This is a genomic window from Spiroplasma endosymbiont of Monopis laevigella (assembly GCF_964019975.1).
Classification (GTDB): Bacteria; Bacillota_I; Bacilli_A; order Mycoplasmatales; family VBWQ01; genus Spiroplasma_E; species Spiroplasma_E ixodetis_A.
In genome coordinates this window covers 865,766-886,978 of record NZ_OZ026473.1, presented here as the reverse complement: position 1 = coordinate 886,978, position 21,213 = coordinate 865,766, and the positions used below count along the sequence as shown (strand labels likewise).

Annotated in this window: 18 protein-coding genes; 9 read left to right on the top strand and 9 right to left on the bottom strand. The window is 25.2% G+C overall.

All coding sequences use genetic code 4. The annotated features are described in order from the left end of the window. The first annotated feature begins 77 nt into the window (after positions 1 to 77). Positions 78 to 230, top strand: coding sequence for a hypothetical protein (locus tag AACK94_RS04765; protein ID WP_281749279.1), 153 nt, complete (start codon positions 78 to 80; stop codon positions 228 to 230). 165 nt (positions 231 to 395) lie between these two features. Here the strand turns inward: AACK94_RS04765 and AACK94_RS04760 are convergent, their stop codons facing one another. The 5 genes from AACK94_RS04760 to AACK94_RS04740 all read right to left on the bottom strand — a co-directional run bounded on the left by AACK94_RS04760 (position 396) and on the right by AACK94_RS04740 (position 4,787). Continuing rightward, positions 396 to 551 (bottom strand): hypothetical protein, encoded by a 156-nt coding sequence (locus AACK94_RS04760; protein ID WP_174480153.1) that lies wholly within the window; start codon positions 549 to 551, stop codon positions 396 to 398. Positions 552 to 730: 179 nt separating this feature from the next. Beyond that, on the bottom strand, positions 731 to 3,046 hold the full coding sequence (locus AACK94_RS04755; RefSeq protein WP_338975332.1) for a cation-translocating P-type ATPase: 2,316 nt from the start codon (positions 3,044 to 3,046) through the stop codon (positions 731 to 733). Positions 3,047 to 3,250: 204 nt separating this feature from the next. Next, positions 3,251 to 3,661, bottom strand: coding sequence for a hypothetical protein (locus AACK94_RS04750; RefSeq protein ID WP_338975331.1), 411 nt, complete (start codon positions 3,659 to 3,661; stop codon positions 3,251 to 3,253). Between the two features lie 241 nt (positions 3,662 to 3,902). Beyond that, positions 3,903 to 4,517, bottom strand: a complete 615-nt coding sequence (yihA, locus tag AACK94_RS04745; RefSeq protein ID WP_286640905.1) for a ribosome biogenesis GTP-binding protein YihA/YsxC — start codon at positions 4,515 to 4,517, stop codon at positions 3,903 to 3,905. A gap of 69 nt (positions 4,518 to 4,586) precedes the next feature. Further along, a complete protein-coding gene (locus AACK94_RS04740; RefSeq protein WP_252320689.1) occupies positions 4,587 to 4,787 on the bottom strand; it encodes a hypothetical protein in 201 nt (66 codons plus the stop codon). Positions 4,788 to 4,965: 178 nt separating this feature from the next. On the opposite strand from AACK94_RS04740, the gene AACK94_RS04735 reads away from it, so the two are divergent. The 4 genes from AACK94_RS04735 (at position 4,966) to AACK94_RS04720 (ending at position 10,442) form a co-directional block, all read left to right on the top strand. Further along, entirely contained in the window at positions 4,966 to 5,100 is a 135-nt protein-coding gene (locus AACK94_RS04735; protein WP_338960140.1) for a hypothetical protein, read from the top strand. Positions 5,101 to 5,169: 69 nt separating this feature from the next. Next, the gene (mgtA, locus tag AACK94_RS04730; protein ID WP_338975330.1) at positions 5,170 to 7,881 is read left to right on the top strand and encodes a magnesium-translocating P-type ATPase; all 2,712 of its coding nucleotides are present in this window, start codon (positions 5,170 to 5,172) and stop codon (positions 7,879 to 7,881) included. 161 nt (positions 7,882 to 8,042) lie between these two features. Then, the gene (locus AACK94_RS04725) at positions 8,043 to 9,071 is read left to right on the top strand and encodes an ankyrin repeat domain-containing protein (protein WP_338975329.1); all 1,029 of its coding nucleotides are present in this window, start codon (positions 8,043 to 8,045) and stop codon (positions 9,069 to 9,071) included. Between the two features lie 294 nt (positions 9,072 to 9,365). Beyond that, on the top strand, positions 9,366 to 10,442 hold the full coding sequence (locus AACK94_RS04720) for a sulfite exporter TauE/SafE family protein (protein ID WP_338975328.1): 1,077 nt from the start codon (positions 9,366 to 9,368) through the stop codon (positions 10,440 to 10,442). Positions 10,443 to 10,486: 44 nt separating this feature from the next. On the opposite strand, the gene AACK94_RS04715 is transcribed toward AACK94_RS04720, so the two are convergent. From AACK94_RS04715 to thyA, 3 genes are read right to left on the bottom strand one after another with little or no spacing between them, the layout of a single operon-like run. After that, positions 10,487 to 11,224 carry a lysophospholipid acyltransferase family protein gene (locus tag AACK94_RS04715; protein ID WP_338975327.1) on the bottom strand — a complete coding sequence of 246 codons (738 nt, stop codon included), beginning with the start codon at positions 11,222 to 11,224 and terminating at the stop codon, positions 10,487 to 10,489. A gap of 2 nt (positions 11,225 to 11,226) precedes the next feature. Continuing rightward, positions 11,227 to 11,718, bottom strand: coding sequence for a dihydrofolate reductase (locus AACK94_RS04710; protein ID WP_338975326.1), 492 nt, complete (start codon positions 11,716 to 11,718; stop codon positions 11,227 to 11,229). Further along, a complete protein-coding gene (gene thyA, locus AACK94_RS04705) occupies positions 11,718 to 12,587 on the bottom strand; it encodes a thymidylate synthase (RefSeq protein ID WP_338975325.1) in 870 nt (289 codons plus the stop codon). The genes AACK94_RS04710 and thyA overlap by 1 nt, the downstream gene beginning before the upstream one ends. A 211-nt stretch (positions 12,588 to 12,798) precedes the next feature. On the opposite strand from thyA, the gene AACK94_RS04700 reads away from it, so the two are divergent. From AACK94_RS04700 to AACK94_RS04685, 4 genes are all read left to right on the top strand, one after another. Next, positions 12,799 to 13,536 carry a hypothetical protein gene (locus tag AACK94_RS04700; protein WP_338975324.1) on the top strand — a complete coding sequence of 246 codons (738 nt, stop codon included), beginning with the start codon at positions 12,799 to 12,801 and terminating at the stop codon, positions 13,534 to 13,536. A gap of 304 nt (positions 13,537 to 13,840) precedes the next feature. Continuing rightward, positions 13,841 to 14,548, top strand: a complete 708-nt coding sequence (locus AACK94_RS04695; protein WP_338975323.1) for a hypothetical protein — start codon at positions 13,841 to 13,843, stop codon at positions 14,546 to 14,548. Positions 14,549 to 14,696: 148 nt separating this feature from the next. Further along, positions 14,697 to 15,968 carry a TIR domain-containing protein gene (locus tag AACK94_RS04690; RefSeq protein ID WP_338975322.1) on the top strand — a complete coding sequence of 424 codons (1,272 nt, stop codon included), beginning with the start codon at positions 14,697 to 14,699 and terminating at the stop codon, positions 15,966 to 15,968. Between the two features lie 149 nt (positions 15,969 to 16,117). Further along, the gene (locus AACK94_RS04685) at positions 16,118 to 17,356 is read left to right on the top strand and encodes an IS256 family transposase (RefSeq protein ID WP_338976347.1); all 1,239 of its coding nucleotides are present in this window, start codon (positions 16,118 to 16,120) and stop codon (positions 17,354 to 17,356) included. 87 nt (positions 17,357 to 17,443) lie between these two features. Here AACK94_RS04685 and rpoC read toward each other — a convergent pair whose 3' ends face one another. Further along, entirely contained in the window at positions 17,444 to 21,196 is a 3,753-nt protein-coding gene (gene rpoC / locus AACK94_RS04680; RefSeq protein ID WP_338976345.1) for a DNA-directed RNA polymerase subunit beta', read from the bottom strand. Positions 21,197 to 21,213 lie beyond the last annotated feature (17 nt).

Below are 21,213 nucleotides of genomic sequence, written 5' to 3'. Positions count from 1 at the left end.
CTTATAGTTTATTAACACACTAATAATTAAAATACATTATAATAATAATATAAGAAAAGTGAAAGGAGAAGGAAAATATGGCAGCAAAAAAACCTACTGTTTTTAATATTTTTATGAAAACTACATTGCCAAAGGTTAAAGCAGAACACCCAGAATTAAAACACACTGAGGCTTTTGGAAAAGCAGCAGCATTATGAGCTAATGCTGAAGAAAATCCCAAAAACAAATAGATAGACAGATAATTGCTTAAAAGAGTCAGATTTAAAATCTGACTCTTTTAAATATAAAAAAATATTGAAATTTTAAAAAAACACTAAAATTGCTATACAAATCAACAATGATAAAGTATAATCAAAATACTTACCTAGTAGGGTTATAGAGAAAGGTAACTTTTTTTATATTTTTGATAAACTTCATTTATTTTGACTTGTAGATGGTTTATCAATATCTTCTAAATTAATTGTTTCTCAATCATTATTTTCTCTTTCTTTTACTAATAGAGAAAGTTTGTTCTTATAATCATCAATTATCAGTTGATTAATTCTAATCAACTTTTCATCAGGCTTTGGTTCAACATTATTTTTTTTCTTCTATAATACCTATCATTTTTTGTAAAATAGATATCTTTTGATCAAGCTCTGCTTTTTTTTCTTGATTTTGTCTAGCCATTTAAATTCCCCCTTTTAAAAAATTAAAGTACTTTTTTATTTATTATTAATTTATATATTATCTAATATTTATATTTTCTTCATTTAAAAATTAATGAATTTCCAACAACAGTTATATCAGAAAGAGCCATTGCAATTGCAGCCAACGGTGGAATAATAAATCCGGCAGCAGCTAATGGAATAATGATAATATTATAACTAAATGCTCAAATAAAATTCATTCAAATATTATTTTTAGTTTTTTTAGTTAAAACAATAGCCTTATAAACAATACTAATATCATTATCAAGAATAGTAATATCACCAATTTTTTTAGCAATATCACTACCAGAGCCCATTGCAATTGCTAAATCAGATTGTTCTAAGGCAATAACATCATTAATACCATCACCAACAAACGCTACTTTTTTACCTTTTGCTTGTAAATCAGCAACAATTTGTGATTTACCTTGTGGTGTAACATTAGCAAAGGATGTTTCTATCCCAACACGATTAGCAATAGCAAGTGTTTGTGATTCATTATCACCACTAATTAAAATAACCTCAATTCCTTGTTTTTTAACTTTTTCAATTGTTAATAATGCATTTGTTTGTAATTCATCTTCTAAAATAAAAATATTAGTAACAACTTTATTAATTGCCAATGCCAATACTTTCTGGCTAGGAGTAACTGTTTCAAAGTCAAATGTTTTTAGAAATGGACTAAATGGCATTTTTGCTTTTTGTAAATTTTCAAGTGATGAAATTTGTAATTCTTCAGTTTGATATTTTGCTTTAATACCAAAACCAATTTGTTCTTTAACCTCGGTAATTGTCAATGATTGTCCAACATTATTAGTATTAGAATATAAAGAAAACGCTAAAGCCAAAGGATGTGTTGAATGCTTTTCCATAGCAATTGCCTTATTAACATGTTTTTCTTGACCATAAATTTTAGTAATAACCAAATTACCAGTAGTTAATGTTCCTGTTTTATCAAAACAAATGGTATCAATCTTAGTAATTTTTTCAAAAGCACTAGCCTTATTATAAATGATTCCTATTTTTGCTGCTTTATTAATTCCAACAGCAACTGCTAATGGTGTTGCAATTCCTAATGCACAAGGACAAGCAATTATTAAAGTTGCAATTGCAATTTCTAATGATTCTTGCACACCATTACCTACTGCAAAATAACGAATAAGAAAAACTAAAATGGCAATTAAAATAACAGTTGGTGTAAATCACCCAGAGATTTTATCAGCCAATTTTTGTAATTTTGGTTTCTGATATTGTGCATCTTCAACTGCCTTAATAATACTTGCTAATACTGTGTCTTTACCAATTTTAGTTGCTTTCATCCTAAAACTATCACCAACATTATTAGTTCCACCAATTAAATTTTGGTTAACTTGTTTCGTAATAACTTGCAATTCACCAGTTAACATTGATTCATTAATAAATGCTTCTTCACTAATTAATTGACCATCAGTAGGAATATTTTCACCTTTTCGAATAATTAAAATATCATTTAATTGTACATCTTCAATATTAATAAAAGTTTCTGTTTTGGTATTATAATCATATTTTAAGATTGATTTTGGCTTTAATGACATTAAACTTTCTAAGCCACTAGTAGCCCTTTTCTGTGCAACATCACTAATTAAATCACCAAGTAAAACAATCATAATAATTGAAGCACTAACTTCAAAATATAAGTGTTTGTTTTTATTAATTATCATTAAATAAATAGAAAAAATAAATGCCGTTGTTGTTCCTAGTGCTACTAAAGTATGCATACCAGGTCATTTTTGTTTAATTAATTCTCGATAAATACCAATATAAAATTTACGACCAAAATAAAATTGAATTGGAATTGCTAGTGCAAATTGAACATAAGGATTACGTAAACTATCAAAAAATGAAGTATTAGGTATCATAATTAATAATAATGGTAGTAACAATATTCAACCAATAATAAGTTCAATTAAATCACGTAATTTAACATTATGTTGATGATTATGATGTTGTTCTGACATATGAGATTGATGTTGTTCACTACTATGACTATGACTACTATGATGACTATGACTACTATGATCATCTGTAATATCTTTCATATCAACTTGGTGACTCGTTTTTATATCTTTAATCTCAGTTTCAAACTTACAAATTTCATATCCTAAATGATGCATTGCTTTTTTAATTTTTTTTTCATTTCAAAACTTAGGATCATAACTAAATTGTGCTTTTTTAGTAGCAAAATTGATACTAACAGTAATACCATCTTCTTTAGTAAAATGTCTTTCGATAACACTAGCACAAGAGGTACATGAAACATCTGACAGTACTGCTCTACTAATAACAAAATTATCATTTATATCACTTGTATTATTCATATTAACTTCATCTCCTCAAATTTTAATATTTTAATCTTTTTTATTATTTTTTAACACACAATATATACAAAAATAAATTATACACATTTTAATGTTAAAAAATATTAAAAACACTAAATCCCCAATCATGTTATTGGGGATTTATTACCTTAAAAAGTAATATATTTATATTATAACATAGACTACCTTAAATCTAAAATTTCATTATAAACTGGCCATTTTCTTTGATTCTATTTTTACTTCAATTTGTGAATCTATATTATTTATAGCGGTTTTTTTATCTGCAAACTTATCATTGTCAACTTCAATTTGTCTTCTTTGTTTTTCATCAAATTTTTTTGCTGCATCTATGCCAAAAATAATAGCACCACCAACAGCAGCAATACCAGCACCAACAGGAATAAAAACAGGTGTTATTACAGCATTGGCAATCCCACCAATAGCAGCAGCACTAGTAGCAGCAGTTATAATATCAGTTTCTAATTGTTCTTCAGAACGGTTACTAACAGCACTGACACCACCCGCAACAGTAGCAGCAACTAAACCGCTCATTTGAGCAATAGGATTAATATACAAAGCACCAACAGCAGCACCAGTAGCAACACCTTTAGTCACTTTTATAATTTTTGCGGTTGTTCGATGTTTTGTTTTAAATTCTTTTCATTTTTTATAGGCATTTCTTTTAATCTTCCTTTCAAATAAAAACTCATTTATTTTTATCAAAATAATGAGTTAAAAACTTATATTAAGTTTAATTATTATTATATTCTATTCTATACTGAATATTGATATTTTTAATAAATATATACATATTAAACAACTTTTATATTTTTTTATAGCAACAAATATTATACTATTAAGTTTCTACTTCAACTTCATTAGTATTAACATCATCTGCTAATTTACTAATTACTAAATCAATTCCTTGTTTACTAATACTAGAAAATAAAATAATAGGAGTATTAGTGCTAAGTTTTAAAGTTGATAATATTAATTTTTTATTTTTTACTAATTGACTATTTTTCACTTTATCAACTTTAGTAGCAATTAAATGAATTTTTAAATGATAATGTTGTAAATATTCCAACATATCAATATCATCTTTACTGGGTGCATGTCTTAAATCTAATAATAAAAAAACTGCTTTTAAATTTTTTCGTGACTGAAAATATTCATCCATCATTGTCGCAAATTGGATTTTTTTTTCATTTGATACTTTAGCAAAACCATAGCCAGGAACATCAACAAAGCGACAAATATTATTATTAATTGTAAAAAAATTTAGCATTTGTGTTTTACCAGGTGTTTGTGAAACTCTAGCTAACTTACCATTATTACAAATTGTATTTAAAAATGTTGATTTACCAACATTACTGCGACCAACAAAACAAAATTCAGGAATTTCATCCTGCGGCCATTGTTCTTCTTTAATAGCACTAGTTAAAAATTGTGCTTGCTTAATTCGTTCCATTTTTTACCTCTTATTCAAAAATATATTATAGTTAATAGTTAATATTTAAACTAATTATTATTTATTATTTTAATTTTTATTAATATTAATAAAATTAGTAAAATGAATATTATCTAATGGCCATATACCAAAACCAAAAAATAATGCAGCCAAAATGATACCACCAACAATAATACAAATAGCAAGTCATTTTATAATTTTAAATAATAACATAAAACTAATAATAGCAATAGCTATTATAATAATACCAACTATTACAAATGTATTCATGTTTACCTCCTATTATTTTAATTATTAAAGTAACACGTAACATTAATTAATAATAACATAAAATAAATTCGAATATTTTATAGTAATCATCTTTTTCTTAAAATTATATAAATTAAAAAAAGTTATCTTTTTAAAGAGAAACATGTTAAAATGTCAAAGGATAAAGGAGAGTGATATCATGACTGACAGCGATTCCGTTTATAATAAGAAAAATAATACTAATTTAAAAATTAGTAATTTTAAAAGTGTACTTTTAAATAAAGATTCAGTTAAATATTCTCCTGGTATTTTTACTAAAAAAATATTTTTTTAGCGTGTTAATAAATTTCTAAATCCTTATTTAAAAGTCTTAAAATAAGAAAAATAAGGAGGTAAAGAAATTATGAAGATTTTTTTAAACAAAATTTATTTTAAATTACAATTTAGTTTTAAAAAACCATTAGTTTACACAAATGGTGATTATATTAAACAAATTGCACATTTTAACCAAAAACAATTACTAAAAAATTTAGATTTACATAATTTTGGTCTTAAAACAGACCAAATTGAAATAAGAAGAAAAAAATATGGTATTAATACTTTAAAAAATACAAAATTTAATTGAATTTTAGAATTTTTAAAAGCATATTTTGGACCATTCAATATAATTTTAGCAATTATTACTATCTATAATTTATTCTCATATTTTACAACAAATGATACTTCAATTTATTCATTGGTTGCCGCTATTATTGTTGGAACTATGATTTTATTAAGTGGAACCCTAATTTACATTCAATCAATACGAGCTTTTTTTATTACTAAACATTTAACAATTTTGGTCAAAAATACAACTACTGTTATTCGTAATATAAACATTAATCAAATTACTAAAGAAAACTCAATTAAAATAATTAAACAAGCACAAGAAATAAATGTTAATGAATTATTACCAGGTGATTTAATTTATTTATCAGCGGGTGATTTAATTCCTGCTGATTTAAAAATTTTATTAAGCAATGATTTATTTATTAATCAATCATCATTAACAGGAGAATCACTACCTGCTGAAAAACACGCTATTAACGATCCTACATATCAAAACTTATTTGATTTACAAAATATTTGTTTTATGGGAACAAGTGTTGTCTCTGGAAGTGCAATTGCTATTGTTATAGCAACAGCTACTAACACCTACTTCGCTACTATTGCTGATACAATAAATAAACAACGTCCATTAAGCAGTTTTTCCAAAGGAATTAAACGCGTTACTTTAATGTTAATTTGCTTTATGCTAGTAATGGTACCCATTGTGTTAATTATCAATGGTCTTTTAAAAAACAATTGACCTGCAGCATTTATTTTTTCAATTTCGGTTGCTGTTGGTTTGACTCCTGAAATGCTACCAATGATTGTTACCTCTAATCTAGCGCGAGGTGCTAGTAAAATGAGTAAACAAAAAGTAGTTGTTAAACAACTAGCTGCTATTCAAAATTTAGGTGCAATTGATATTTTATGTACTGATAAAACAGGAACTTTAACTAATGATAATATTGAAGTAGTCAACCATATAACATTGGATAATAAAACAAATAATGACTTAATTAAGTTTATTTATTTAAATAGTTATTTTCAAACAGGAATAAAAAATCCAATGGATAATTCAATACTTGAATTTGGAAAAAAAAACAAATTAAAAAATATAAGTAATTATTATCAAAAAATTGATGAAATTCCTTTTGATTTTAATCGTCGTAAATTAACAGTTGTTTTAGAAGATAAATTAAATAATAAAAAATTAATTTGTAAAGGTGCAATTGAAGAAGTTATTAATACATGTAATCGTATAGTTTATCAAGATAAAGTAATACCATTAAATTCTGATTTAATGAAAATGGTTAATAAAAAAATAACAAAATTAAATGAACAAGGATTACGTGTCTTAGGTGTCTCATATGAAGATACAAATCTTACTAATAATAAATATAATGAAACAAACGAAAAAAATTTAATTTTTCTTGGTTTTGTAACTTTTCTTGATACACCAAAACCTACAGCAACAAAAATGATCAAATTGCTAAAAACACATGGTGTTGATCTTAAAATATTAACTGGTGATAATGAATTAGTAACAAGAGCAATTTGTAATCGTGTTAATCTAGAAATTAAAGGATTAATTTCTGGTGAACAATTAACTGGCCTAACTGAATATGAATTAAAAAGAATTGTTGAAAATAATAATATTTTTGTTAAACTAAACCCATTACAAAAGGCAAAGATTATTCAAACTTTCAAAAGTAATGATCACGTCGTTGGTTTCATGGGTGATGGTATTAATGATGCTTTAGTATTAAGAAATGCTGATGTTGGAATTTCTGTTGATAATGCTACTGATATTGCAAAAGAAGCATCAGATATCATTTTATTAGAAAAATCATTATTAGTTTTAGAAAAAGGTATTATTGAAGGTCGTCGCATTTTTGGTAATATTTTAAAATATATTAAAATCACGATTGCTTCTAACTTTGGTAATGTCTTTAGTGTGCTAGTAGCATCAGCATGATTTGCTTTTGCACCAATGTCACCAGTACAATTATTATTTCAAAATTTATTATATGATATTTCACAATTTACAATTGCCTTTGATCGTGTTGATCCATCATTTTTATTAAAACCACAACGCTGAAATCCAAAAGGAATGTTACCATTTGCTTTTATTAATGGACCTATAAGTAGCATTTTTGATATCTCTACTTTTGCAATTTTAGGATTTGGATTTGGTGTCTTTGGTAATCCTTCTGCAGAAAATATTAATATGTTCAACTCAGGATGATTTATTGAAGGTTTATTAACACAAACATTAATAGTACAAATGTTTAGAACTGAAAAAATTCCTTTTATTCAAAGTCGTGGTACTTGACCGGTGAATATAATGGCAATTGTTATTTGTACCATTGGATTAGGTTTACCTTATACTTACATTGGTCATCAAATGAATATGATAGGACCACCGCCAGTCTATATTCCAATTGTTTTAGGAATAATCATGACTTATTGTGTGCTAAGTCAATTAATAAAAATGGGATACATTAAAGTATTTAAAAAATGATTATAACGGCTAATTAATATTAAAGTTTGCAATTTTAAATAGCAATTATCTATATTTACTATAGAAATAAATCTTATGATATAATTTTTTCAAACTTAATATAAGTTTTTAACCTATTTATTTTAGTTTTAAAATAAATAGGTTTTTTAATTTGATAGGAGAAAAAAATGTCTAATTTAAAAGAAATATCTAAATTAAATACAACTATAAAAATTAATAAAAATGAAAAATTAATTAAAGCCGCTAAACATGATGATTTAGAATTGACCCAAACTTTACTAAAAAATAATGCTGATGTTAATTATGTAGATGAACATTATAATAGTCCATTAACAATAGCTGCTGAACATGGTAATTTAAAAATTGTTCAAATTTTATTAAAAAATAACGTTAATATTAACCATATAAATGATTTTGGTGATGATGCTTTAAGAATGGCTGCTAAAAAGGGACACACAGAAGTAGTTAACGCTTTATTAGCAACAAATAGTAAGATTATTAATCACAAAAATTGAATTGGTGATAGCGCTCTAATATCAGCAGCACAAAATGGGCATGTAAATACAATTAAAACTTTATTAAAAAGTGGTGCTTATATTAATGATACAAATATATTTGGTGATACTGCTCTAATATGAGCTACTGAAAACGGACACACAGAAACAGTTAAAGTTTTAATAACAAAAGATAATGACATTAATAATCATGTAAACAACCTTGGTGACTCTGCTTTAATAATAGCCGCCAGAAAAGGTTATTTGGAAATAGTTGATACTTTAATTAAAATAAACTCTGATGTAATTCTACATAGAACTAAATTTAATAATACTGCTTTAATAATAGCGGCTAAAAATGGACACTTAGATATAGTAAAAATTTTAATAAAGAATGATATTAATATTAATCGCGAAAATAATGTTGGTGAAAATGCCTTAATATGAGCTGCCAGAAACGGACACACAGAAGTAATTAACGCTTTATTAACAAAAAATAGTGATATTATTAATCATAAAACAAAATATGGTAATAATGCTCTAATATGAGCAGCCAAAGAAGGACACCTAGATGTAGTTAACACTTTAATAAAAAGTGGAATTGACCTTAATCATATTAATTATTTTGGTGATAATGCTCTAATATGAGCAGCCAAAGAAGGACACCTAGATGTAGTTAACACTTTAATAAAAATGATATAGATATTACTCATTTAGATGCTAATGGTGATAGTGCTTTAACATGAGCTACTAGAAATGGACATTTAGAAATACAAAATATAATTAATGAATCAAATTATTGAAAAGAACAAATAAATTCTATAGATTTACAAAATCATAATTTACAGAACAAATGTGATAAATCAAATTCTTTAAAAATATAATTTTTAAAAAAAGAAATAAAAAAAATTAAAAGATAATAATATTTTTTTGGATTTTTTCATGATAAAATCTTAAATAACATAAAGTAAATCTAAAAGAAAAAAGGACATAACTATGAATAAAAAAACAATATACTATAGTTTATTAATAATTCCTATTTCTTTATTTGTATTATTACTTACTTTATTTTTAACAAATATTTGAAAACCCTCAATTGTTGCTATTATTTTTATTACTATTTTGTTAATAATAGTAGCAATTTTTACATGATATCTTATAAAAAATAGTTATTCACAATTTGATGAAGAACATATCCATAATTTTGAAGATAATTTTAAACAACGATTTTGAAAACTAGGAATAATTGGTTTTATTGCTGATTTTTGTGACACAATTGGTATTGGTTCATTTGCAGTAAGTATTATTTTATTAAAATTAACAAAACAAGTACGTAATGATAAAAAAATTTTAGGAATTATGAATGTTGGTCATAGTATTCCTACTTGCTTAGAAGCAATTATTTTTATTGCTTTAATTCAAGTAGCATGACCAACACTAGTTTCATTAATTTCTGCTGCAACATTAGGTGCCTATTTAGGCGCCATTATCGCAAATAAAATTAAACTTAGTTGATCACAACTATTTATTGGTATTCTATTATTTATTGTTTCAATTATCATGCTTTTAGGTCAAAAACAAATTGGAATTATGCCAACAGCGGGTAATAATAATAGTCTTGATATTTGATGAAAATATTTGGTTGGTATTAGTATATTCTTTATCCTTGGTGCTTTCATGGCATTAGGCATTGGTATTTATGCTCCAGCAATGTCAACTACTTATTTATTAGGTCTTAACGCTGAATGTGCTTTTCCAATTATGATGGGATCTGCAGCTTTTTTAATGCCAGTTGCTGGCACACGTTTTATTAAAGATAAAAACTATGAAATTAAACCAGCAATTACTTTCACACTATGTGGATCAATTGGTGTTATTTGTGCTTACTTAAGTGTATTCTTATTATTACAAAATGGTCTTGGCTTAAATAAAGAACAATTTATTAATATCCTACTATGATTAATTATCGTAATAATTTGATATACATCTTCTTCACTAATAATTACATCAGTAAAAAATTTACGTAATTATAAAAAACAAAAATCACATCAGAAATTAATTATTGACTCTTAAACATCATAAAAGGTTGTTAATTAACAACCTTTTATTATTACTACTTAAATTTTATTATTGCTAAAATCATCAATTCCTTTTTTAATAATATTAAATACTTGCTTTGATAATACATCAGTAGATAATTTAATAAATTCACTTGGCTCAATTAGCTTATGAAAAATAAGATGAATATCTTTTTTGCCTTTATATTTTCGATCAAAAATTTGATAAGAATTAATAATAGTAACAGGAATAATTGGTACATAAGATTGATATGCCATATTAAAAGCACCTGCTTTAAATTCTTGCATTTCTTGTTGATGACTTCTTGTTCCTTCTGGAAAAATCATCATTGTACGCGGAATTCTAATTAATTCCTTTGCTTCTTGAAAAGCCGTAACGGCTGTTCGTGGATTATTACGATCAATAAATAAAACATCAATTAAAAAAATAAATCTTCGTGCCAAATGGCTTTTTTTTAATTCTTCTTTTGCAATAAAACCTAAAGGTGCATATAAACTATAATCATTTACCGATAATACTAATAATGGATCAAAATTTGATTGATGATTGGCAACCATTACACAACCTTTTCTTTTTGGTCAATTCTCAATGTTATGAACGGTTAATTTAATATTATATAATCATTTAATATAACGCACACGTTTTTTCAATCAAATATATCGTTTTGCTTCAGAAACTAAACTTGGGTCTTTTAATACCTTTCTTGTCATTGAACCTGATTTACTATAAGTTTGTAATAAATAAGGTCATGTTAAAATTGCTTTTCAAATGTTCATTATTATTTTTTTTCCTTTCTTTGATACACATTCGCCACAAATTCTGCAAATTCTGTTGTTTTGATTAATTTAAAATCAGAAAAATTACTAATAGGAAATAAAAGATCACCATTATATAAATTTTTAATGACTGAAACATATAAATAATCAGCATAATCTCATGCCTGCTTATAAATTTCAGCACCACCAATAATACAAATATCTGTTTTTTTATTACCTTGATATTGTTTTAAATATGAAATAATATCATTTGTGAAAGTAATATTATTATCATTTAGAAATTGTTGATAACGTTCTTGATGATTAGTAACAACTATATTGTAACGATTTTTTAATGGTTTGCCAATACTTTCAAAAGTTTTTGAACCCATTAATACATTTTTATTTAAAGTAATGCTCTGAAAATATTGCATTTCTTCTTTAATTTTTCAGGGCAATTTATTATTAAAACCAATTACCTTTTCTTTGGTCATTGCTCAAACTAAAATTACCATTATACTGCAACCTGACCTCTAATCAACGGATATGGATCATATTGTTCTAATTTAAAATCTTCAAATTTAAAATTAAATAAATTAGTAATATTTTTATTAATAACTAAAATTGGTAATGATTTTGGTTTTCTACTTAATTGTTCATTAATTTGTGAAAAATGATTACTATAAATATGAGCATCACCTAAAGTGTGAATAAATTCTCCTAACTGATAGCCACATATTTGTGCTAACATTATTGTTAATAATGCATAAGAAGCAATATTAAAGGGAACTCCTAAAAAAATATCTGCACTACGTTGATATAATTGACAAGATAATTTTTTATCATCAGAAACGTAAAATTGAATTAAAGTATGACATGGTGGTAGTGCCATATTTTTAATTTCTGCAGGATTTCATGCTGATAAAATGTGTCTTCGTGAAAAAGGATTGTTTTTTAAATTTTCTATTAACTCCTGCAACTGATCAACACCATTAAAATTACGTCATTGTCTACCATAAATAGGTCCTAAATCACCAAATTCAAGAGCGAATTGATGATCAGTTTTAATTTTTTCAACAAATTCTTCTAAAGTTTCATTTTGATATTTTTTACTTTCCATAAATTTCTTATAAGGTCACTCATTTCAAATTCTAATATTATTTTTAACTAAATATTCAATATTAGTATCACCAGCAATAAATCATAATAACTCATGAACAATAGAAGCAAAATGAACTTTTTTTGTAGTTAATATAGGAAAACCTTTTTGTAAATCAAAACGCATTTGATAACCAAAAGTAGAAACAGTACCAGTGCCTGTTCTATCAGCTTTTTTATATCCTTTTTCTAAAACATATTGACATAAATCTAAATATTGTTTCATAATCATTACCTCTTTCATAAATCAAATTAAATCAATTATATTTTAACAAAAAATATTTTTTTATCTAAGTTTTAATTTTATTATTTATTTTATATACATATTCAAAAATTTGTAAAATACACTTAATAAATATTTAATTTTTATTATGTCTATGTATAATTAAAATAAAATATCAACATCATATTTCATGTTATTTGAAAGGAAAATTAAATTGAGTCAAAATCAAGTATTTAGTTGAATAGGTGTTATTTCTGGTTCTAGCTTACTTATTTCTTTTATATTACTTTTAATGTTTTTACTAATAAAATTTTTATTAAATTATAAACAAAAAAACAAAGTTAAAAGAATACTTTCTTCAAATGATTTTAGTCAAATCATAGAAACGAAAAAAGAATTAAAAATAAAATTAAGAAAATATTTTAAAGAAATATTTATTAGAGATGTTGATATAAATTTATTTAAAAAATTCCTAAAATCAGAAAGTGGAGTTAATAAAAAACCAACAAAAATTGCCTGAAATTTTTTTATAATTTTGACAAGTTCAATATTAGTAAATAAATCCGAAGGAAGAGTTTCTGAAGCAATCAAAAGTATTAAAAATACTTTTGATGAAAGTAAACAAATATTATTAACTTCTGATAAAAATAACTTAGTAACAGATGTAATTTTAAAAATTATGAATTTAAAAATCAGACCAATCTTAATTGCTAGTAGATCACTAACAAAAATAGATACTAATGGTAATTTTATCATTAATGATGAAAATTTAAGCAAAGAAGAAATCGAAAATTTTTTAAAACAAATTGATAAAGTTAGAAAAGATTTAATAGAAAACAAATACTTATATTTTATTTCAATACTTTCACTTTCAACTGCAACTAATGAACAAATCAAAAAATTATTAAACTACACAGATCAGTATAAAATACATAAAAAAGAAACATTATAAAAATAATTTTTTTAAAAAAATTCTTATATTATGTTGCTTTTTAATAGATTTTTTAAATTATATATGTATATAATTAAAATGGAATATTATTATTAATATCATAATAATTTTCAATAAATATTAATAAGAAACTAAAATAAAATTAATAACTAACACAAAACAAGTAACTATTTAATTAAAAAATTATAATACTAAATTTTTTTATTTTTTTTAAACTAATACCCCAAATTATAAATATAAAAGTTATATATTTTTTTCTCGTATTATGTTTAACATTTTATGGATAAAACTAAGGAAAAGCAGATTGACTACAACTAAAATATTTAATTGAATAGCTTATATTTCAAGTATTGCTTTACTTATTTCTTTTATATTACTTTTAATGTTTTTACTAATAAAATTTTTATTAAATTATAAACAAAAAAACAAAGTTAAAAGAATACTTTCTTCAAATGATTTTAGTCAAATCATAGAAACGAAAAAAGAATTAAAAATAAAATTAAGAAAATATTTTAAAGAAATATTTATTAGAGATGTTGATATAAATTTATTTAAAAAATTCCTAAAATCAGAAAGTGGAGTTAATAAAAAACCAACAAAAATTGCCTGAAATTTTTTTATAATTTTGACAAGTTCAATATTAGTAAATAAATCCGAAGGAAGAGTTTCTGAAGCAATCAAAAGTATTAAAAATACTTTTGATGAAAGTAAACAAATATTATTAACTTCTGATAAAAATAACTTAGTAACAGATGTAATTTTAAAAATTATGAATTTAAAAATCAGACCAATCTTAATTGCTAGTAGATCACTAACAAAAATAGATACTAATGGTAATTTTATCATTAATGATGAAAATTTAAGCAAAGAAGAAATCGAAAATTTTTTAAAACAAATTGATAAAGTTAGAAAAGATTTAATAGAAAACAAATACTTATATTTTATTTCAATACTTTCACTTTCAACTGCAACTAATGAACAAATCAAAAAATTATTAAACTACACAGATTAAAATATTAAATGTTTAAATAAAATATAAGTAAAAAACAAATTTAAATTTTTAAAACAATATCTTTAAAATTACCTATTAAGACTTATGTTTTATAATCAAAAAAATTATAAAACATAATTTTTAATAATGTTAAAAAAGGAGTTAAACAGTGAGAAAAATTTTTATTTCATATCATCATCTAAGAGAACAAGAAGAAAAAGACCAATTAGCAGAGTTAATTAAAAAGTATGCTAATTATTTAAATATAAAAGACATGTCTGTAGAAATAGGGGATATTGATACCACATGATCAAATAATGAAATCGCTAAAACTATTAGACAAAATCATTTAAAAGATACAACTATTACTATTCTTATTCTAGGAATACATACAAAATGTAGACAACATATTGACTGAGAAATTGAAGCTTCATTAAATAAATATGGAAGTTTAAATAGAAGAAAGAAGATAAATAGTTTTATAATACTTTTAACTGCTGATTTTATTAAAAAAGCAAAAATAAATTGTAATTTTAATAACACTTGTGATTATTCTTCTTTAATCACCCAAGAAAATGCTGGTCAAAGAATATATGAAACCGTAATAAATAAACATGCAATTATTGCTACTTATGATGAAATCTTTTCAGATATAATAATTCTTAAAAATTTACTTGATAAAGTTCAATCTAATCATAAAAAAGAAGAAATGTTTTATCAAAATGTTATCAGCCCTAGTTTTTTAAAACCAACTGTTTTAAAAGATAATACTAAAGATACTGTTTTTAATGAAAAAAAAGAAATAGATAATGCAATATTATCTTCAAATAAAGATAATGGTTTTAAAGAAGAAGATAGTGATATTGAAATACTTTCTGAATCAGACGAAGAAATAGAAAATGCAAAATTATCTTCAAATAAAGATAATGGTGTTAACAAAGAAAATGATGATAATGATAGTGTAGTACCTTCTAAATCAGAGGAAAAAATAAATAATGAAAAATTAACTTCAAGTCAAGATAGTGGTTTTAACGAAGATGATGATAGTAATATTGTAGTACCTTTTAAATTAGAGGAAAAAATAGATAATGTAATATTAACTTCAATTCAAGATAGTGAAATTAATAATCAATTACTACAAGAAACTACAACCAACTTTACTAAAGATGATAATAAAAGTAATCTTTTAAGAAAATTATCTTTAAAACATAATAGTAAAGATAGTGGAATTGGTAGTGAACTACAAAAAATAAGTATAATGAAAGATGAAAATTTTAAAAGAATACATCTCCATAAAAAAGGTAATTCAGAAGAATGTGAAGCAAAAGAAAAAGAAGAAAAAACAATGCAAGAGTTTACTAAAAAAACAAAAAAATTTATAAATTCTGGTAAAACTAATTATACACAAGAATGTCCAGAAATATATTTATCCTATCTTTAAAACATACAACTAGTAAAATTAAACATTAGAAAATAAAATATAAATATTTAAAAAGGGAAATGTTTAGTAATCTGTGTAACTTACAAAAATAACTATGTTTAATTAATTCTAGTAAATATAATTAAATGACTAGAAAGAGTGAGTTACAGATGGCTAAAAAAGATAACTTTAATAATAATGATCCAATATCAAAAGCAGTAGATTTATTACTAGAAAATACTGAAGATTTAACAACAGTTTTTAAACCTGGCGGTTTATATAAAGAATTAACAAAAAGATTAGTTGAAAAAATGTTGAATTCTGAAATGCAAAATTATTTAGGATATGAAAAAAATCAACATAGTACTACTGAAAATGCTCGTAATTGTACAAGTTCAAAAAAATTAATAACTCAACAAGGTAAAATTGAAATTGATGTACCAAGAGATCGCAATAGTAATTTTACTCCTGTAATAGTTCCTAAAAGGCAAAGAAGATTTGATGGTTTTGATCAACAAGTTCTTTCCTTGTATGCAAAAGGAATGACATTATCTGACATTAGAATGCAGTTGCAAGAGTTATATCATGGTGCTGATATTAGTGAAAGTGTTATTAGTCAAATTACTGATGATGTTATTGATGATGTTAAAGCATGACAAAATCGACCATTAGAAAGTATTTATCCTATTGTTTATTTTGATTGTATAGTAGTTAAAGTACGACAAGATAAACGGATTATTAACAAATCAGTTTATATAGCATTAGGAGTTGATTTAGAAGGCAAAAAAGATGTTTTAGGATTATGAATTAGTGAAAATGAAGGTTCTAAGTTTTGATTATCTAATTTCACAGAAATGAAAAATCGTGGCTTAAATGATATTCTTATTGCTTGTAGTGATAATTTAACAGGCATGTCAGAAGCAATACAATCAGTTTATCCTAAAACAGAACATCAATTATGCATTGTTCATCAAATTAGAAATAGTTTAAAATATGTTTCATACAAACATCGAAAAGGTCTAGTTGCAGATTTAAAACCAATTTATAGTGCATGTAGTGAAGAACAAGCAATGCAAGCTTTAGAATCGTTTGAAAGTAAATGAAATAAACAATATCCTCAAATTACTAAATCTTGATATAAAAATTGAGATAATTTAATGGTTTTTATTAGTTATCCAGTAGAAATCAAAAGAGTGATTTATACTACAAATGCTATTGAATCTGTTAATAGTCAATTACGAAAAATCATCAGAAATAAAAAAGTTTTTCCTAATGATATGGCAGTTTTCAAAATATTTTACTTGGCAATTGAAAATATAACAAAAAAATGAACATTGCCTATTCAAAATTGAAATACAGCAATTGCTCATTTTATGATAAAATTTGAAGACAGAATTAATCTAAATTAGTAACTTTGTAAAACAAAGATACACAGATTATTAAAAAGCCTCTTAAAAAGTGAGAATAAAATTTTCACTTTTTATTTTTATTTTAATTTAGTATTCTTCTTCAAGTGAAGAATTACCCATACCTATTAACTTCTCAGTTGGCATTAAACCAGTACCGGCCGGTATCAAGTTTCCTAAAATAACATTTTCCTTTAAACCACGTAAATTATCTTGTTTTGACTTAATAACAGCATTAGTTAATACTCTTGTTGTATCTTGGAAAGAAGCAGCAGCCAAGAATGATTCTGATTCTAATGGTGCTTTTTTAATCCCTAAAATAATTGGATGACCAAAAGCGGGTTTTTTACCAGCAACAATAATTTTGGCATTAACATTCTTAAATTCTTTGATATCAACAATCGCTCCAGGCAATAATGGTGAATCATTACCTTCAACTACAAAAATACGATTCAACATTTGTTTTACAATAATTTCAATATACTTATCAGAAATTTCAATTCCTTGTAAACGATAAACACGTTGTACTTCTTTTAAAATATATTGTTGAACTTCAATGATTCCTGCTACTTCTAGTAATTGTGTAATATTAATTGCACCTTCAGTTAGTTTTTGGCCAATCTTAACATTATCACCAATTTTAATTCTTACCTGCGCATTATATTGAGTTTTATATTCTTTATAGTCAAGTTTTGACTTTACAGTAATTGTATAAATTCCTTGCTCTTCACGAATATCTGTTACTTTACCATCAAACTCACTAATAATAGCAACAGCACCTTTGGGATTAGTAATATCTAATAATTCTTTAATTCTTGGTAATCCTTGGGTAATATCACTACCACCAGCAACTCCTCCAGTATGGAAAGTTCTCATCGTTAGTTGAGTTCCTGGTTCACCAATTGATTGCGCTGCAATAATTCCAACTGCTTCACCAATAGCAACAATAGAACCTGTTGTTAAATTAATACCATAACATTTTTGACAAACACCATAACTTGCTTCACAAGTTAAAACTGAACGAATATTTATTTTTGTAATTTTTGCCTCTAATATTGTTTCTACTAATTTTTCAGTAATTAATTCATTATTTGCAACAATTACATTATTGTTACTATCAACAACATCACCTTGAACAAAACGTCCAAATAAACGGTCACGTAAGGGCACAATAATATTATTACGTTTTTGGTCAACAACGTCACTAATTATAAAGCCATTACCGGTATTACAATCTTCTTCAGTAACAATAATATCTTGTGAAACGTCAACTAGTCTTCTTGTTAAATAACCTGAGTCAGAAGTTTTAAGCGCCATATCTGCCATTCCTTTACGAGCACCATGGGTAGAAATAAAGAACTCTGAAACATTTAATCCTTCACGGAATGAAGATTTAATTGGTAATTCAATAACTTCTCCTTTTGGATTATTCATTAAACCACGCATCCCTACTAATTGAGTAAAGTTACTAATATTAGTTCTAGCACCTGAATCTCACATCATAAAGATTGGATTTTCAATATCTTTTCTTAAAACTGTTTCTAGTTCAACTTGAATATTATTTTTAATACCACTTCATTTATTAATAATATGGTAATGACGCTCACGATTAGTTAACATACCTTGTTTATAAAACTTGTTAATTGTTTTAACATATTCATCTGCTTCTTTAAATAATCTTGTTTTACCTGAATAAGATACAACATCGCCTGCAGAAATTGTTGTTCCTGAAATTGTTGAAAATTTAAAACCAAGATTTTTCATTTTATCTAACATTTGTGCAGTTAATTGAGTTCCAAAAGTTTTAAAATATTTATGAATAATATCTGCTAAAGCTTTTTTCTTAAATGGTTCAACAATAACTCTTTTTTTAATAAATTCACGAAAATCAACATCAGTTGTAACTAAATCTTCATTATGGGTTTCAGTTAAATTAATAATATTTGGGCGATTAATAAATGGCATTCTTTCTGAAAACATTTGATTAAAAATAATCTTACCAATAGTAGTAATTAAAAATTTGTTTTGATCGGTAGCAGCAAATTTACTTGCACCTAAACTAGCAACACGAATTCCAATAATAGCATGTAATGAAACTTGTTTTGTATCATAAGCTTTAATTGCTTCATTAACATCTTTAAAAATTGAACCTTGACCTAATTCATCTAATTTTTCAATAGTTAAATAATAATTACCAAGAACCATATCTTGAGTTGGCGTAACAATTGGTTTACCATCTTTAGGACTTAAAATATTTTTTGAACCTAACATTAAACTTCTTGCTTCAGCTACTGCTTCTTGGGTAATTGGCACGTGAACAGCCATTTGGTCACCATCAAAGTCAGCATTAAAAGCAGGAGTTACTAGTGGATGTAAACGAATAGCTTTCCCTTTAACTAGAATTGGTTCAAATGCTTGAATTCCTAAACGGTGTAAAGTTGGGGCACGGTTTAATAAAACAGGACGATCTTTAATTACTTCTTCTAAAACATCTCAAATTCGTTCATCTTGGATTTCAATTAATTTTTCAGCAATTTTAATATTTAAAGCTAATTCTTGATGAACTAATCTTTGCACAACAAAAGGTTTGAACAAAATAATTGCCATATCACGAGGAATACCACATTGATACATTTTTAATTCCGGACCAACAGCAATAACACTTCGACCTGAATAATCAACACGCTTACCTAATAAGTTTTGACGGAAACGTCCTTGTTTTCCTTTTAATGTTGAAGTTAAAGATTTTAATGGACGTTTATCTCTTCCTGTTACTGGACGTGCTTTACGTTCATTATCAAATAAAGCATCAACTGATTCTTGCAACATTCTTTTTTCATTATTAATAATTAAGATTGGTGCTCCCATTTGTTTTACTTTTTTTAAGCGTTCATTACGAATAATAATTCTTCGATATAAATCATTAATTTCTGATGTTGTAAAACGACCACCATCTAACTGAATAATTGGACGAATATCAGGTGGAATCACCGGAATAGCGTGTAATACCATTCATTCTGGTTTATTTCCTGATTTAGCAAATGAATCAATAACATCTAAACGACGTTCTAGTTTTCTACGATCAGTTTGTGATTTCTTGTTTGTCAATTGTTTTTTAATGGCAAGAAATTCTTTTTCTAAATTAATATTTTTTAATAAATACTCAATAGCTGAAGCACCAATTCCAAATTTTGTTCCAGTATGTTTAGTAATAAATTGAGCACATTCATCCATTGAAAATGGACGTGAAGTATCTGCTAAAGTATCAGTTAACATTTGAGCACGAGTATAAGCAAAAGAAGAAGGTTCTAATTGTTCTAAAATTTGTGCAAATACTTTACGTAAACGATTACGAGTATCAGTTGAAGATTTAGCATTACCTAAATCCATAATCATTTTTTGTTTTAAACCTTTAGCGGTCCCTGGGTCTAAAACAATATAAGAAACAAAATATGCTACTTCTTCTAAGTCTTTAGCTTTCATATCTAATGCTAACGCAATTCTTGAAGGAGAAGCCTTTAACATTCAAATATGAGTTACTGGCTCTTCTAACTCAATGTGTCCTAAACGTTCACGTCGAACAATTGCTTCAGTAATTTCTACTAAACAACGTTCACAAACTTTACCTTTATTTTTTATTTTCTTATATTTACCACAAGTACATTCATAATTTTTAGTTGGTCCAAATATTCGTGCATCAAATAATCCATCTTTTTCAGGTTTTAATGACTTATAATTAATTGTTTCTGGCTTTGTAATTTCTCCATGTGATCATGAGCGAATTTGATCGGGAGAAGCAAGAGAAATTTTAAGGGCAGTATAATGTTTTGAATTTTTTTGCATTTGCATATATTTATTAC